The organism is Flavobacterium enshiense (genome assembly GCF_022836875.1).
GTDB lineage: Bacteria > Bacteroidota > Bacteroidia > Flavobacteriales > Flavobacteriaceae > Flavobacterium > Flavobacterium enshiense_A.
Genome location: NZ_CP090376.1, coordinates 2457048 through 2474252 on the forward strand (window position 1 = coordinate 2457048; position 17205 = coordinate 2474252).

13 protein-coding genes are annotated in these 17205 nt (G+C 37.3%); 6 read left to right on the plus strand and 7 right to left on the minus strand.

Annotation, left to right across the window (positions count from 1 at the left end):
- The first annotated feature begins 27 nt into the window (after positions 1-27).
- On the plus strand, positions 28-861 hold the full coding sequence (locus LZF87_RS11015) for an OmpA/MotB family protein (protein ID WP_244339061.1): 834 nt from the start codon (positions 28-30) through the stop codon (positions 859-861).
- Between the two features lie 147 nt (positions 862-1008).
- Here the strand turns inward: LZF87_RS11015 and LZF87_RS11020 are convergent, their stop codons facing one another.
- The 6 genes from LZF87_RS11020 to LZF87_RS11045 all read right to left on the minus strand — a co-directional run bounded on the left by LZF87_RS11020 (position 1009) and on the right by LZF87_RS11045 (position 9230).
- Positions 1009-2049: an acetylserotonin O-methyltransferase gene (locus LZF87_RS11020; protein ID WP_244339062.1), complete on the minus strand. Its 1041-nt coding sequence runs from the start codon at positions 2047-2049 to the stop codon at positions 1009-1011.
- A 144-nt stretch (positions 2050-2193) separates the two neighbouring features.
- On the minus strand, positions 2194-3645 hold the full coding sequence (locus LZF87_RS11025; protein ID WP_244339063.1) for a DUF1214 domain-containing protein: 1452 nt from the start codon (positions 3643-3645) through the stop codon (positions 2194-2196).
- 596 nt (positions 3646-4241) lie between these two features.
- Entirely contained in the window at positions 4242-4607 is a 366-nt protein-coding gene (locus LZF87_RS11030) for a hypothetical protein (protein WP_244339064.1), read from the minus strand.
- A gap of 286 nt (positions 4608-4893) precedes the next feature.
- Positions 4894-5514, minus strand: coding sequence for an L-threonylcarbamoyladenylate synthase (locus LZF87_RS11035; protein ID WP_244339065.1), 621 nt, complete (start codon positions 5512-5514; stop codon positions 4894-4896).
- Between the two features lie 101 nt (positions 5515-5615).
- Positions 5616-7946: an ATP-dependent helicase gene (locus LZF87_RS11040; RefSeq protein ID WP_244339066.1), complete on the minus strand. Its 2331-nt coding sequence runs from the start codon at positions 7944-7946 to the stop codon at positions 5616-5618.
- Positions 7947-8057: 111 nt separating this feature from the next.
- Complete coding sequence (locus tag LZF87_RS11045; RefSeq protein ID WP_244339067.1) at positions 8058-9230, minus strand: carboxypeptidase-like regulatory domain-containing protein; 1173 nt, start codon at positions 9228-9230, stop codon at positions 8058-8060.
- A 98-nt stretch (positions 9231-9328) separates the two neighbouring features.
- Between LZF87_RS11045 and LZF87_RS11050 the strand changes: the two genes are divergently transcribed.
- Complete coding sequence (locus LZF87_RS11050) at positions 9329-9847, plus strand: hypothetical protein (RefSeq protein WP_244339068.1); 519 nt, start codon at positions 9329-9331, stop codon at positions 9845-9847.
- Between the two features lie 201 nt (positions 9848-10048).
- Here the strand turns inward: LZF87_RS11050 and LZF87_RS11055 are convergent, their stop codons facing one another.
- Positions 10049-12115, minus strand: coding sequence for a M1 family metallopeptidase (locus tag LZF87_RS11055; RefSeq protein ID WP_244339069.1), 2067 nt, complete (start codon positions 12113-12115; stop codon positions 10049-10051).
- 192 nt (positions 12116-12307) lie between these two features.
- Here LZF87_RS11055 and LZF87_RS11060 point away from each other — a divergent pair, with 192 nt between their 5' ends.
- The 4 genes from LZF87_RS11060 to LZF87_RS11075 all read left to right on the plus strand — a co-directional run bounded on the left by LZF87_RS11060 (position 12308) and on the right by LZF87_RS11075 (position 17187).
- The gene (locus LZF87_RS11060) at positions 12308-13063 is read left to right on the plus strand and encodes a diphthine--ammonia ligase (protein ID WP_244339070.1); all 756 of its coding nucleotides are present in this window, start codon (positions 12308-12310) and stop codon (positions 13061-13063) included.
- A 53-nt stretch (positions 13064-13116) separates the two neighbouring features.
- Complete coding sequence (gene recG / locus LZF87_RS11065; protein WP_244339071.1) at positions 13117-15219, plus strand: ATP-dependent DNA helicase RecG; 2103 nt, start codon at positions 13117-13119, stop codon at positions 15217-15219.
- 61 nt (positions 15220-15280) lie between these two features.
- The gene (locus LZF87_RS11070) at positions 15281-16144 is read left to right on the plus strand and encodes a bestrophin family protein (RefSeq protein ID WP_244339072.1); all 864 of its coding nucleotides are present in this window, start codon (positions 15281-15283) and stop codon (positions 16142-16144) included.
- A 17-nt stretch (positions 16145-16161) separates the two neighbouring features.
- Entirely contained in the window at positions 16162-17187 is a 1026-nt protein-coding gene (locus tag LZF87_RS11075; RefSeq protein ID WP_413614274.1) for a proline iminopeptidase-family hydrolase, read from the plus strand.
- Positions 17188-17205: the final 18 nt, after the last annotated feature.

The following is a 17205-nucleotide window of genomic DNA, read 5'->3' on the forward strand; positions in this document are numbered from 1 at the left end:
TTAATACCTTTAAAAAAATCATTAATCATGAAGAAACTATTTATTTTACTTTCTGTTATTGGTCTATCGCTGACATCTTGCGGAACCAAGAAGAAAATAGCAGAGCTGGAAGCCAAAAACAAAGAAATTCAGGATTTACTGAATACTTGTACCGTTAAACTGAACACTTGCCTTACCGAGAAGGAAGCGTTAAACAATCAGAACGAATATTTAAAGAAAAACAACACCGATCTGATCAACAGTTCTAAAGAAATGACTGTTTTGACTACGAAAGGTGCTCAAAATCTTGAAAAATCACTGGAAAGTTTAAAGGAAAAAGACTTGAAAATTTCACGTCTTCAGGATGCTTTAACCAAAAAAGACAGTGTTACATTGGCTTTGGTTACAAGTTTAAAACGCGAAGTGGGTATTGACGATCCGGATATTAATATCAATGTTGAAAAAGGAGTGGTAATGATTTCCATTGCTGATAATCTTTTATTCAAATCAGGAAGTTATGAAGTAAGTGACAGAGCCAAAGGTGTTTTAGGTAAAGTTGCAAAAGTAATCAACAGCAAACCAGATTTTGAATGTATGGTTGAAGGTCACACTGACAACGTGCCTATTAAAAACGCCGTATTGTTGGACAACTGGGATTTATCGGTTAAAAGAGCTACATCGATCGTCAGAGTTTTACAAAAAGACTTAGGCGTAAATCCGAAGCAGCTAATCCCTGCCGGAAGAAGTTCTTACATTCCGCTTGTTGAAAACGACACACCGGCTAACCGTGCTAAAAACAGAAGAACAAGAATCATCATCATGCCTAAAATAGACCAGTTCTATGATATGCTTGAGAAAGAAATGAAGACTTTGAGCAAATAAATATAATCCCGTCGGTAAGATTTAATGATCTTCTGATTAGAATTTAAATTAAAAAAAAGAGTTTCAATTGAAACTCTTTTTTTTATTTAGTTGTATCGATGATACAGCTTTTCAAATGATATCCTATTCAATTGAAACCAGAATCGACTATTTGACTGCTATTGCTGCACTGGTAGGCCCCGCTAAAGGCATCATCGATGTCGATTTAAAACCGACTTGAGTTGCCCATTTATTAAAATCAGCGAGTGTATAATCAAACCCGGTTCCTGTTTCTATCAGCATGTTAAGGCTCATCATCAAACCGAAAGCATTTTTATTTCTGTTTTCATCAATTACGTTTTCAACAGCTACAAATACACCGCCTTCAGGTAGAGCATCATACGCTTTTTTCATGAGCATCAATTTGGTTTCCTCATCCCAGTCGTGCAGAATATTTCCCATCGTTACAATATCCGCTTTCGGAAATTCGTCTTTAAAGAAATCCCCTTGAGCAGTTTTAACACGGTCCTGAAGCTGGAATTTCTGAATGGTTTGGTCAGCAATCGGTGTAACAGCAGGTAAATCCCAGGTAATACAGTTCATGTTCGGCTGGTGTTTGGCCACCATCAACGACAATATTCCTGCCGAACCTCCAACATCCACAAGTGTTTTTGATTTTGAAAAATCCAGTTTCTGAGCCAAAGCCATAAAGGCTCCCATCTGAACACCACTCATAGCGTGAATAAACTCTTCCAACCTTGCCGGATCGGCGTACAGTTTATCGAAAAGATTTTCTCCCTGAATCGCTTCATTTTGAGGATTACCTGTCAGCAATCCTTCTTCAAGATTTCCCCAAAAACCATACAGTCTATTATTTAACATTTCAAGCAATCCTCCTATATAAGAGGGTTTGTTTCTGTCCAGAAAAAAGTCGGTATCAATACTATTGCTGTATTTCGCAGTTTCCAGTATACCTTCACGGTTTAAGAAACCAAAAGCAGTAAGTGCATCTAAAAAATCGCACACATTCCTGTCGGAGCACTTAAAGCCTAAAAGCGATTTGATTTCGCTGGCCGACATACTTTTTCGTTCGGCAAGAGTTGTGAAGATTTGAAATTTTACTGCGCTCAAAAGAATTTTTGAAGCCCAAAAGCCTGAGGCAATCTGAAGGATACCTTCAGGGCTAGGATGGTTTTGTGTGTTGTTCATATAATTTTAAATATTTGTTATTAAGTATTCTTAACGGTTTTTCAGTTTATCCGATTTACTTATTATCTGATATTCAGCATAAAATTCAATTATATTACATAAACTTGCATTGCTATTTTGAATCTTTGTGCAATTCGGTATTCACTATTTTACTTCCTCAATATCTCCCAACTTCCATGATTTATCATACAACTCTTTTTTAGGGCCATAAAAACGTGCGAGTACTTCGAATTGTCCTTTAGGGTCTGTTGGAATCCAGTTTGACTCACCTTCAGGCGGAGGCGTCGGTCCGAAGTAAATATCCACGGAGCCATCGCTGTTTTTCATAATACCGGGAGTTTGTGAAGATCGACCCTGCCATTTTACATTGCGGATAAAGGTGTGTGTGTCACGGTTGTATACCGTCATCGACCAATATTGGTTAACAGGTGCGTTTGCTGGCACATTCAATTTATACTGCTTACTGCCATCTAACGGTTTTTCATCTTTATCTTTTAATGTCATCAAATAATATTGCGACTCACCTATGTGTTTTGCGCTGAAAAAAGCCATTGTATAAATCACTGCACGATTATCTACAGGGTATGAATCAGGCACTTTGAAATCGTTTATGATGCTTTGATGTGTTTCTTCCGAGGCCGGGAAAAACCAATGAGCATCTATATAATATCTTGGCATCGATTCATAGTTAACATCAAGCCATGCTTTTGCAGCTTTGATTGCATGGTTTAAGATTTCCTCTGTACGTGGTTTAGGATTAAAAGGTTTCCCTCTTTCAATACCAATTGTTTTTAAAAGATCAATCATTGCCTTATCTCGTTCAAGCCAAGGCTCTGCTTGAACCATAATATCGAGCGATTTAAAAAACCTGATATCATATGGGATGGAAGAATCATACACTACATTGCTTGCATCCAAAAAAATAGTCTGTGGTGATTGGTTTGCCTTTGATAAAGGGTAAAGTTTGATTCGTCTTGAATATTCGATGGCTGCTGCAACATCAGCTGGACTTCCGCTTTTAAGAACCGAACGAATCAGAGCATAACCCTGGTAGGTATTAGAAGCAAGCGGGATATAACCTTTCGGAACCTTATTTACGTCATAATCTGGTGGGAGAAACAGATATTTTCCTCCTTTGCCTTTATCAACTCCACCAGGTCCAATATCTTCAATAGCCGCTTGCCAGTAGTTCATTACACTTCCGTTCAACACCCCCTTATCAGCAGGAGGAATTTCCAAAACAATAGGACCAACATCTTTTGTATTGAAAAAAGGCATGAGATAGATGACATCGGGATTGGGGGTAAGTGTCTGATTTTTCCAATCCAAAAGTTTTGGCCAAATAACAATCTGATTAAAGTTGCCTTTAAGTTTAGTGGCCATCTCCTGATACATGAGTTGATAATTTACCACAGGCATGCTCCATACCGCCGCTGTCAAGGCACGGCTGTAAATCATTTCCTCCTGAATATTAGCAAGTCGAAAGGCCTCTGTTGCTGATTCTACAGATGCATCAGTATTTGTTTGTTCCTGTTGCTTCTTATTACAACTTATCAAAAGCAAAACAAGAAAAAATGATTGAAGGATATTTTTCATAACAGTATATTATGTATTGGTTTATTCTTAAAAAACACTCAAGACTAACAACTAACTTCTCACTTCCCCTCAGTTACAAAAGGTTACTACATTTACTCCATCAACCTATTTCACTTTCATTACGGCAGGCGGGTTCCGATCATACCTGGTCCGTACACTACGTCCTGGTTGAGACAGGCAACGACTCTTTGTTCCGACTTCATGTAATCGGTGAGCATACACTTACGATTAACGTGAGCTCCTGGCAAAACATCACTAATACAAATAGGCTTTTTTAACCGGCCGAACATTACCACCCTGCTATGGACATTGCTCATTGGCCAGCCACACAAGTAAATTACTATCTACCGATCAATAAATATCGATTTCAGTAATTAAAACCCTATCTTTTACAGTATTGATTCTCATACCATCACCATAACAAAACACTATTTTATCCACTCTTTTTCAATACCTTAGTGTAATATCATACAAATTTTTGTAATACTTTTTGTAGCCTATAAATTAATCGTTGTAACAAATAAAAAAACCGACAAGTACTAATTGTCGGTTATTGAGTTATGAATTTAATTTCAAATCTGAATTCTGCTTTCCTGCTACAATCCTGCTAACGGTGTTCCGAAGATACCTATAGCCAGTTCAATCCAAATAAGTGCAAGTACCACAAGGAGCGCTGCACAGAGGGTAACTTTATGTTCAGTTTTACTTACTTTCCTTATTACAAGTTCACACATCAGACCAGTACTCAGCAATAAGACTCCTGCAACAATAAAATCAAATAAACTCCAATTTACTTCATCAGTAAACTGCATTGCTATAAACGGAATAAACAATAAAATTGCTACCACTAGCACAATTTCTAAAAGCCTTTTGTTTTGTATAATCATAAATTTTGTTTTGATAATAATTTTTCCATGAAAACAGAGCAAAAATGACCTTGTTTCAAATTGCAAATCATTCATTTCTAAGTTTCTCACCACAAATTTAATAAACTTTGAAATACAAAGTACTTTTTAATTTAAAAAAATTTTATTTTATTTAGGTTATGTATTATTTTACCAGAAAGAATTATATTGATAAGAAAATATAACCTTTTGTATTGGGTGAACTCCTCGAGGATTTGATGTCTTTTTAATACATGTAAAAGTCGGTTTTGCAGTCAATTGGTTTTCAGTAGCTATCAACATAAAAAAAAACGTCTTGAAATTCTCAAGGCGTTTTTTCGTATTAATCACTTTTCACTAATTCTTATAAGACATCAAGGCTTCCTTTCCCTTCACGGACAACAACAGGTTCTCCATTTGACAAATCAATAATTGTTGATGCTTCGTTATCTCCGTACCCGCCGTCAATGACCAAATCGACAAGATTTTGCCATTTTTCGAAGATAAGTTCAGGATCAGTAGTATACTCAATAACCTCATCGTCATCATGGATTGATGTTGAAACAATTGGATTTCCAAGCTTACGCACAATTTCCAGTGCAATTTCATGATCCGGCACACGAATTCCTACCGTGGTTTTCTTTTTGAATTCTTTCGGAAGATTATTATTTCCTGGAAGAATAAAGGTATAAGGACCTGGCAATGCTCTTTTCAGGATTTTAAAAGTCGACGTATCAATCTGCTTCACATAATCAGATATATTGCTTAAATCGTGACAAACAAACGAGAAATTAGCTTTTTCTAGTTTCACGCCTTTAATTTTAGCAATACGTTCCAAAGCTTTAGTATTGGTGATGTCACATCCCAAACCATAAACTGTGTCAGTCGGATAGATAATCAATCCACCTTCTTTAAGTACTTTAATCACCTTGGCGATTTCTTTTTCGCTTGGGTTTTCCGGGTAAATTTTAATGAATTGTGCCATAATTTTTATGCTATAAGCTATAAGCTTTATGCCGTAAGCCTGAATTAGTAAAACAATTTCTATTTCGTGAAAGCTTAAGGCTTATTGCCAAAAGCTTAAAGCTATCCAATTACATCCAGCTTCGCAAAACGCAACAATAACTTCTTAATTCCTCCGACTTCAAATTTGATTTCTGCTTTTTTGTCTGCCCCCGCTCCTTCCGTATTCAGGATCTGCCCTTTTCCGAAGCGCTCATGCATTACGATGTCCCCTATTGATAGATTACCGTCAAACAAATTGGCTTTACCAACAGGTGCCGCTCCTGAAACAGGCTTCAATTTACGAATATTTAAGTCAGGTTTCGGCTCATTATTTGTAATATATTTCGGAGGCGTACCTGCAACAGGTTTTGACAAACGAAGTTTCGATTTGTCTACATCTCCGAAAATATCAGTGTTAATCATTGGTTTGTAACGGTAATTCGTCTCCACCGGTGTTAAATATTCCAAATATTGTGGATCAATTTCTTCGATAAAACGGGATGGCTCGCTATCCACAAGTTTTCCCCAACGGTAACGCGATTGGGCATACGTTAAATAAGCCTGATGTTCCGCACGGGTTAAGGCTACATAAAACAATCGGCGTTCTTCTTCCAGTTCGCTTCGGGTGTTCATACTCATCGCACTCGGGAACAAATCTTCTTCCATACCTACGATAAAAACCGTCGGGAATTCCAATCCTTTTGCCAAGTGAATGGTCATTAATGCTACACGGTCATCATCACCGGTATCATTATCCAAATCGGTAGCCAAAGCCACATCTTCAAGGAATTCAGATAAAGCACCACGGGCACCATCAACTTCTTTTTGACCTTCGATAAAATCCTTGATACCTCCCATTAAAACCTCAATGTTTTCAATACGGGCGATACCTTCCGGAGTGGCATCTTTTTTTAGTTCCTGAATTAAACCAGTTTTCTTGGTTACATGATCAGTCAGATAAAGCGCATCTTGATTTTCGTTGATAACCTGGAAACTCTTAATCATCATTACAAAATCCTGTAATTTGTTTTTAGTTCCCGATGTCAGTTTCAAATCGATTTTTTCAATGTGTTCCATGACTTCAAAGATGGAACGCTTATAATGATTGGCCGCTACCGTCAATTTTTCAATTGTAGAATTACCAATTCCTCTTGCCGGATAATTAATTACGCGAATCAGTGCCTCCTCGTCTTTCGGATTGATAACCAAACGCAAATAGCACAACACGTCTTTAATTTCCTTGCGCTGATAGAACGACAATCCTCCGTAAATTCGGTACGGAATATCTCTTTTACGCAAAGCATCTTCCATTGCTCGTGATTGAGCGTTGGTACGGTACAAAATAGCAAACTGTCCGTTCATCATCTGCTTTTGCATCTTCTCTTCAAAAATGGTGGAAGCTACAAAACGGCCTTCTTCCCCATCAGTTAAACTGCGGTGGATTTTAATTTTCGGACCGAATTCATTCGCTGTCCAAACCACTTTGTCCAACTTTGTTTTATTCTTGTCGATTATCGTATTGGCGGCTTCCACAATATTTCTGGTGGAACGGTAATTCTGCTCCAAACGATACGTTTGAACACCTTCGTAATCCTTCTGGAAATTTAAAATATTATTGATGTTCGCTCCGCGGAAAGCATAGATACTCTGCGCATCATCACCTACCACACAGATATTATGGAATCTGTCGGATAAAGCGCGAACAATCAAATATTGCGAATGGTTTGTATCCTGATACTCATCCACCAAAATATATCTGAAACGATCCTGATACTTTGCCAATACATCCGGAAAACGATTTAACAATTCATTGGTTTTCAACAACAAATCATCAAAATCCATGGCTCCGGATTTAAAACAACGCTCCACATACTGATTGTAAATCTCACCCATACGCGGTTTTTTACTCATCGCATCGGCTTCCTGCAATTCCGGATTGTTGAAATACGCTTTTACAGTAATAAGACTGTTCTTATACGACGAAATTCGGCCGAAAACCTGTTTTGGTTTGTAGACATCCTTGTCCAGCTGCATCTCCTTGATAATTTGTCCGATTAAACGCACAGAATCCTGAGCGTCATAAATGGTGAAATTACTTGGATATCCTAATTTATCAGCTTCGATACGCAAAATCTTAGCAAAAACCGAGTGAAAGGTTCCCATCCAAAGATTTTTGGCTTCCGGACCTACAATATCGGTAATACGTTTTTTCATCTCACGTGCCGCCTTATTGGTAAACGTAAGCGATAAGATATTAAAAGCATCAACGCCCTGATGAATTAGATTGGCAATACGAACCGTAAGCACACGAGTTTTTCCGGAACCGGCACCCGCAATCACTATCATTGGTCCGTCTTTTTGCAGTACGGGCGCACGCTGAGCTTCGTTAAGCTGATTTATTATCTGTTGCATTTTATTTGAATCACTGACTTTCAAAATAACTGGATTTCTTGGTTATTGAAATTATAATCTACAAAAATAACCATAAAAAAAAGACATTCAAGTTTTGAATGCCTTTTAACGTTACAATTTAGAAGCTAAACTTTCGATTATCTGTTTTTCTTCTTCCGTTGGGGTTAATCCCGAATCGAATTCCCAATAATTGGTCAGTATCGTGTTTCGTTTATTAAATAAAGATTTTTCTTTATAAACATCACTTTTATCGTATGGAACCGGCTTTGTACCGAAGTTTGTCGTAACCAGATAATTCTTCACTTCAATACGTTCTTCTTCTTTCTTCTTATTGGTTGTTTTGAAACCTATCTCTTCTTTTGAACTCGCTAAATAATAATTTTTTCCGTCGTATTTATAGGTGGCGTTAAAAACGGAATTAAAAATTTTTCCTTTAATCACTAAAAAATCGGTTACACCTTTAAACTCATAACGTTCAGTTAGTACCGAAGAGTTGATTTCGATTATGATATTCTTTTTATAATCGTAAACTATATAGAAATCCGGCAAATAACCATCAATATTTTGTAACGGCCTGATATTCATAATGTAACAATCCTGCTTATTTGGAAACGTTTTTATTTCGTAATCGTATTTTTTCTTCGAATAAGCCTCGACCACTTTTTCAAGGTATTTGAATTCATAGTAGTTACCAATTATATCGTTTAAATTGTATCCCAAAGTGCTTTCATCAACTTCATCATTAATCAATCCGTAAAAACGGTTTTGTTCTACCAGTATATCAGTCTTAACACTGGTGGGTCTTCCCTGAATGTAAAAATTTAAAAGTCCGTCGTTAAATGACGTGTACTTATCATTTTTCTTAAAGAATTCACGGACATAGACTTTAAGGTTTACCGGAATTGTTAATTTATCGGAGGAATTTTCTACCAGTTTCTTTAAAATTTCCTGAGGGTGTTTTGTGGTGATGATAACTTCTTCAAGCGTTTTGGTACTGCGATCCATATAAATTATGTTCTCTTTCAGCTTTAAAGAAGATGAATTGATTGTAATTGTCTTATAAGAGGCGTGCGAAATCTGAATCTTTGAAGGTTTATCCAGGGAAATTTTAAAAATACCGTCTTTATTACTTACTAGTCCCTGTCTGGTGTTAAGGACCGTAATGGAAGCATCTTCAATAGGCAGATTGGTTTCGTAGTCTTTTAGGGCAACAGTAATTTCAACGTTTTGTGAAAAAACCCCTAAATGCATAAAAAACATAAAAACCAGTAATAACTTTTTCATATTTTTACCGTGTTATTGACAAAATTAACGAAAAAGATTTCAAGGACACATCCTGAATTCCGTTAATCTTATACTTTTGCATAAATTAAACCCAAAAAATGGATTATTCTAAAATAATTGATATCGCAGCTTACACACTACCTTCAATAGTAACAGGAGGTGTAGCTTATTACATTTTTAATTCTTATTTAAAAAACGAAGAAGGCCGAAGACGTTTCCTTTTACACAAAGAATCCCAAAAAACGGCTTTACCCTTACGTTTACAGGCTTATGAGCGCATGGCTTTATTTTTAGAGCGTATTAACCCCGGAAAACTGTTGGTTCGTGTTGCTCCTCTTTCTATCGACAAGAACGATTATGAGTCTTTATTGATTCATCATATCGAACAGGAATTTGAACATAATTTAACGCAACAGGTTTATATTTCAGACGAATGCTGGAACATTATCCTTACAGCAAAAAATACCATTATTCAAACTATCCGAAAAACAACTTTACAAGTTGAAAATGCAGACAAATTGCGCGAAAAACTCCTGACCGATTTATTGGATAAGCAATCCCCTACCGTTTTAGCATTGTCTTTCATAAAAAATGAAATCACAGAAATTCTTGGATAAATAAGAGCCCTGATTATCGGGGCTTTTTTATTGTATACAATCTTTAATGATAACAATCCACTCTTATCGTTATGTTTCTTTCTCCGCCTGCATATAGCCTCTAAATCTTCCAATATTTATCTTACCCCCAAAATATTCCCTCATTAATTAAATTTATCTAGTAGAAAGATGCGTGCATAAGAAATTGGTTGCGTACAATTCTTACAATAATTTTTGCAGCTGCATTTTTTCGTTTTCAGGCAAGGTAGGCAACAACTCCTGAAAATATTTTTTAAATGTATCCTGTTTCAGCATTTCCCTTATTTTTTCACGACAAAACTTAGTAAACTGCCATTTTGGGTGTGTCAACCCATTTACCAAATTAGGCAACACGTTTTTATCGGCTTTGTTTAGGAACAACAAATTTACAATGGCGTTTTGTCTTGTATTTGCTTCAAAATCCGGCGTAGTATACCTCAATAATTCATCATAAAACTTCACCTTGTTCTCTTCTTGATAGTCCGGTTTAGCCAAAGCCAATGTCAGCCAGGCTATTCGTAAATTCTTATCACTGAAACCAACCCAGTCTTTGGTTTGTTCCAATAATGAAACCCGATCTTCCGGAAATTGTGCCATTAAATTTTTAAACGCTATTTCTCTTGTCAAATAAGAAGTGTCGTTCAGTAAAGTCGTGTATTCCGTTTTGAAATCAGGCGGAATTTGTTTCATCGTAACAGCAATGGCTTGTCTGACTTTACTATTATTCGATTTCATTGCCTCAACCAGCAGGACTTTTTTCTCCTCGAAAGGAACTTCTGTCATCTGATAAACAACTTCCTCTTTCATCGGATAAAAAGCATCTGAATTCAAAATGGCTTCAAAACGGGTTTTCTTTTCCGAAAAAGGTACTTCCGATTGCTCTACCAAATTAAGGTAATCCGACATGAATTTGTTTTTCTTCAAAATAACCAATGCTTCATTTACCTGAAATCCGGAGGCTTCCAACCAGTTTTTTCTAAAGGCATTGGTATCGAATTTGGAAACTTTATTAATCTCAACCAGAAAATTATCCGTATTCACATTTTCGAATCTGTATTTCTTTAAATAACGTTCGACTGCCTTTTTAAAATCTTTATCACCAACTTGTTCTCTCAGATAATGCAGTGCCCAGGCTCCTTTCTGGTAAAAAGTAAGCGAACTTGCTTTTTCGTTCAAAAGCGGAATCGTATCTTTTTTCGAAGCTCTTTGCAATGTTTCTGCCGTCTGATACAATTCGAAATTAAAATGGTCCTCGCCAAAGAGTTCCTTTTCGGCCATTAATGCATAATACGTCGCAAAACCTTCCTGTAACCAATGGTGTTTTCCCGATTGGGCCGTAACCATGTCGCCAAACCACTGATGGGCTAATTCATGGGCATTTACATTCATGTAAGTTCGGTCATTAAACCCGATTTCATCCACTACAAAATCCTGCGCGAAAATTGTTGATGTGGTGTTTTCCATCCCGGCATATAAAAAATCCATCACCGGAACCTGGCGATAGACTTCCCAAGGATATTTCACACCTATTTCGCGCTCAAAAAAGTCAAATATCTCTTTTGAATATTTATAGGTTGTTAAGAATTTGTCCTTGTCTTCTTCCCGCAGATAAAATTCCAATGGTATTCCTGATTTTGAAGTTTCTGCTTTCTTAGCAAACTTACCTATGGCCAGCATTACCAAATAGGAACTCATAGGTTTTTGCATTTGGTAGTTCCAGGTTTTTAGATTCCCCTTTGAATTCATGACGATGCTTTTTAAAACACCGTTCGATAAAACCGTAAAATCATTTCTGAACTGTGCCGAGATATTAAAGATCACTTTTTCGTTTACGTCGTCAAAACTAGGCAGCCAATGTGACGTATATTTCCCTTGACCCTGCGTCCAGATTTGTCCGGAACCTGTTGAAAAATCACCCACAAAATACATAGTTTGCTTCGGTTTTGCCGAATAGAAAAATTCAAGTTTGTTTTTTCCTTTCTTATAGCCTTCGAAAAGATTTAATGTTTTTCCCGAGTTTTTAAATTGTACTGATTTACCATTGATTTTTACATCACTGAATTCCATTCTGACAGCATCAATTTTAATGGTATCCGTTTTGGATTTCACTACAAAATCATAAGCAACATTTCCACTGATGGATTTTTCAATGGAATTTGGATTCAGATTGGCGTGTAACGAAATAAAATCGACTTTCTTGCTTTGTTGTGCAAAAGCGAATGAAGTGATAATCAGTAAAAAATATTTCATGTTAAATTTATAAGAATCCCAAAAATACAAAGGTTAATTTAATCTCGGGAAAAATATAATCACAACGTTGTCATCTCGACCAACGGGAGAGATCTCATAAAAAGGAGATTCCTCCTCCGTCGGAATGACAGAACAGGATACAAGAATTATTTCCATGCAAAATTCTATGAAATAAACTAAACTCATTTTTGTATGTTTACTTCCAAATTACACGATTTGAAAAAGAAAGCCCTTTTTAACTGGAGCAGCGGAAAAGATTCAGCTCTCGCCTTATATAAAACCCTCCAGAATTCCGAAATAGAAATCGTTTCGCTTTTAACGAGCGTCAACAAACAATACAACCGTATTTCCATGCATGGCGTTCGCGCGGAACTCCTGGAACAACAAGCACAAAGCATCGGATTACCACTTTATAAAATGGAAATTCCCGAAATGCCAACCATGGAAGTTTATGAAGATGTCATGCGTCAGGCTCTGAATCATTTCAAAGAAAAAGGCGTGACTCATTCTGTTTTTGGCGATATTTTCCTGGAAGATTTACGAAAATACCGAGAAGATAAATTAGCTGAAATGCAATTGGAAGGCGTTTTTCCGCTTTGGAAAATTGATACCAAAGAGTTAATCCAAGAGTTTCTGGATTTGGGTTTCAAAACAATAGTGACATGCGTTAACGAACGTAATCTTGACAAAAGTTTTGTAGGAAGAGTTATTGATGAGCAATTCATAACCGATTTACCTGAAAACGTTGATGTTTGTGGGGAAAACGGAGAATTTCATACCTTTACTTTTGACGGACCTATTTTCTCCAAACCAATCGATTTCGAAATAGGAGAAATTGTGTATCGTAAATATGAAAAACCAAAAACAGAATCTTCCAATACGGCATGCGATACCAATGACAGTGCTTTTGATTACGGATTTTGGTATTGCGATTTGATTCCGAAATAACTTTTCAATTGAAAAATTAAGTTTTATATTCGCTTTACTTTTTACAAGCCAAAATGAATAACTTGCTAGATACTCCCATTGAATATCTGAAAGGCGTTGGACCTCAGCGCGGGGATTTGTTGCGTAAGGAACTGAACATTCATCGATACGGCGATTTAATCAATCTTTACCCGAACCGTTACATCGACCGCACGCGTTATTACAAAATCAACGAACTGCAAAACAGCAACTCAGAGGTTCAGATTGTAGGGAAAGTGATCCACATTAAATCCGTCGAACAGAAAAAAGGCAAACGTCTGGTAGCCACTTTTGTGGATGATACCGGCGAAATGGAACTGGTGTGGTTTCAGGGACAGAAATGGATACGCGAAAATCTGAAATTAAACACGCCTTATGTCATCTTCGGAAAAACTACTTCCTTCAACGGATTGTTCAACATGGCACATCCCGAAATGGAATTATTGGAAGAACATAAAGCAAGTTTACGATCGGCCATGCAACCGGTTTATCCAAGTACCGAAAAACTTGCCAATAAAGGGATTTCAAACAAAGTCATCAATAAAATGATGCAGCAGTTGTTTATTGAAACGCATTCTTTATTCACCGAAACCCTTCCAACCTATCTACTCGAAGAACTAAAGCTGATACCGAAGAACGCTGCGATCTTCAACATTCATTTTCCGAAGAGTCAGGAACTTTTAGCCAAAGCGCAATTCCGATTGAAATTTGAAGAATTGTTCTTTATCCAGTTGCAACTGATTACGAAGAACCTCATCCGCAAACATAAAATTAAAGGACATCCTTTTGAAAAAGTAGGCGATTATTTTACGACCTTCTATAACAATCACCTTCCGTTTGATTTAACCAATGCGCAGAAAAAAGTACTGAAAGAAATCCGAAATGATTTAGGCAGCAATGCACAAATGAACCGATTACTTCAGGGAGATGTTGGTTCCGGAAAAACCATCGTTGGATTGATGAGTATGCTTTTGGCTATCGATAACGGTTTTCAGGCTTGTCTAATGGCGCCGACAGAAATCCTAGCTTCACAACATTTTGTCGGTATAACCGAATTGGCCAAAGATCTAAACCTCAACATAAAACTATTAACCGGTTCAACTAAAACTTCAGATAGAAAAATCATCCATGAAGAACTTGAAAACGGCAGTCTGCACATCATAATCGGTACACATGCTTTATTGGAAGACAAGGTGCAATTCAAAAATCTTGGTCTGGCAATTATAGATGAGCAGCATCGTTTTGGCGTGGAGCAGCGCAGTAAGTTGTGGAAAAAAAATGAAGTTCCTCCACACGTTCTGGTAATGACCGCCACTCCTATTCCGCGTACTTTAGCGATGAGTTTGTATGGTGATTTGGATGTTTCCGTTATTGACGAATTACCGCCGGGCAGAAAGCCAATCCAAACCGTACATCGTTATGACAATAACCGACTGAAAGTATGGAAATTCCTGAGGGATGAAATTGCCAAGGGTAGACAGATCTATATTGTATATCCGCTCATCCAGGAATCGGAAAAAATGGATTATAAAGACTTGATGGATGGTTACGAAGGAATTTCACGTGATTTTCCATTACCTCAATATTCCGTTTCAATTGTACACGGACAAATGAAACCGTCTGAAAAAGATGCCGAAATGAAGCGCTTTTCAGAAGGAAAAACCAATATAATGGTTGCAACGACGGTTATTGAAGTCGGTGTTAATGTTCCCAATGCCAGCGTGATGATTATTGAGAGCGCCGAGCGTTTCGGATTATCACAATTGCATCAGTTACGTGGGAGAGTCGGACGTGGCGCCGAGCAGAGTTACTGCATCTTAATGACCGGACATAAGTTGAGCAACGATACCAAAACCCGAATCGAAACCATGTGTGCGACAAATGACGGTTTTGAGATTGCGGAAGTCGATTTAAAACTTCGCGGACCTGGCGATATAATGGGAAAACAACAGAGTGGTGTTTTAAACTTACAAATAGCTGATCTGGTAAAAGACAAGGATGTTTTACTGTTAGCCCGTCACCACGCCATAAAGCTTTTAAAAGATGACGCTGCAATGGAAAAACCGGAACATCAGACACTCAGAAGGGTATTCATTGAAATAAGCAAAAAGAAAACCATCTGGAATTACATTAGTTAGGCTGGAGAAGAGAAACAAGATACAAGAAATTAGAGGACAGTGATAACTCATAAATCAAGATATGGTACAATACAACCCAAAGGACTGGATTACTTTCATTTTTCGTTTTCATAAGGCAGACACTTTTAGGCTTTTACTGCCGCTAATGATTTTCATTAGCATTTATTCAGGCATCATTGGCTATTTAGAAGTTAGTTATTTAGATCTTCCTGAAGATAGTTATGTGAGAAATATCGGAGCCATGCACGGAATGCTGGGTTTTGTAATTTCATTACTGTTGGTCTTCAGAACGAATACCGCTTACGACAGATGGTGGGAAGGCCGAAGAATGTGGGGCAGCTTAGTTAACAACAGTCGTAATTTGGCCATGAAACTATCTGTGATTTTAAGAGATGAACACGACCGTGCTTATTTCAGAAAAGCCATTCCCGGTTATGCTTCAATCTTACATAAACACTTAAAAAATGAAGAGACCGGCTTAATGCTTTTTGATGGTTTGGATTTAAAAATCGATCATGAAAAACACAGACCAAATCAGGTGGCTAAAATGATGTTTGAAAAGATCAATGATTTGTACAACTCAGGAAAAATAACCGGTGATCAATTAATCATTCTCAATTCTGAAATTCAATCCTTTACAGATATCTGCGGAGCATGTGAGCGCATTAAAAACACACCTATTCCATACTCTTACAGTGCTTTCCTTAAAAAATTCATTTTCTTTTATGTGATGACTTTGCCCTTCGGATATGCTTTCACATTAGGCTATTATGTAGTTCCGGTTGTGGTTTTCATCTTTTATGTACTCGCAAGTTTGGAACTGATTGCCGAAGAAATTGAAGATCCGTTTGGGGATGATGAAAACGACTTACCTACAAAAAAAATATCAGAGAACATTAAAAGACATGTCGGGGAAATTCTTTAATTTTATAAGAAAAATCCATGATAAAAAAATGTTCCCTTTTATTGCTTGCATTACTGTCATCCTCGTTTTTCCATAGCTGCAAGGAAACTTCGGAAAAACAAACAGCCCAAACAAATCCTTATTTTCAGAAAAGTAATGATTCGATTCAAACCGGAGGTATTCAGATAATTCCGATTGAGACCCCGAAAGGCACATTTAAAGTATGGACAAAACGCTTTGGAAATAACCCAACAACCAAAGTGCTTTTATTGAACGGAGGCCCCGGTGCCACTCATGAATATTTCGAATGTTTCGAAAGTTTTCTCCCAGCAGAAGGAATCGAGTTCATCTATTATGATCAATTGGGTTGTGGAAATTCAGATAACCCTAATGATGTTTCTCTTTGGGATTTGCCGCGTTATGTGGAAGAAGTAGAACAGGTTCGCAAAGCTCTTAACCTCAGCAAAGACAATTTTTATTTATTGGGACACTCTTGGGGCGGAATTCTCGCGATGGAATATACCATGAAGTACCAGAATAATATGAAAGGGTTAATCATTTCCAATATGATGTCGGATGCTGTTGCCTACGGAAAATACGCCGATGAGGTTCTTTCCAAACAAATGGATCCTGAAGTACTGAAAGAATTGAGAACCATTGAAGCAAAAAGCGATTTTTCCAATCCACGTTACATGGAATTGCTGATGCCTAATTTTTATGAGAAACACGTTTTACGCATGCCTGCAAAAGACTGGCCGGAACCGGTTCAGCGTTCGTTTTCGAAAATGAACCAGTCACTTTACGTAACCATGCAGGGACCAAGCGAATTTGGCATTTCTGGTAAACTCGAGAAATGGAACCGCCAGCCCGACTTAAAAAACATTACCATTCCTACCCTGGTAATTGGTGCACGTTACGACACCATGGATCCGAAGCATATGGAACAAATGGCAAAATCGCTTAAAAATGGAACTTATCTGTTCTGCCCTAAAGGAAGCCACATGGACTTTTATGACGATCAGGAAGTTTATTTTAAGGGCTTGATTTCGTTTCTTAAGAAATAAGCCGTGAACATTAATGAC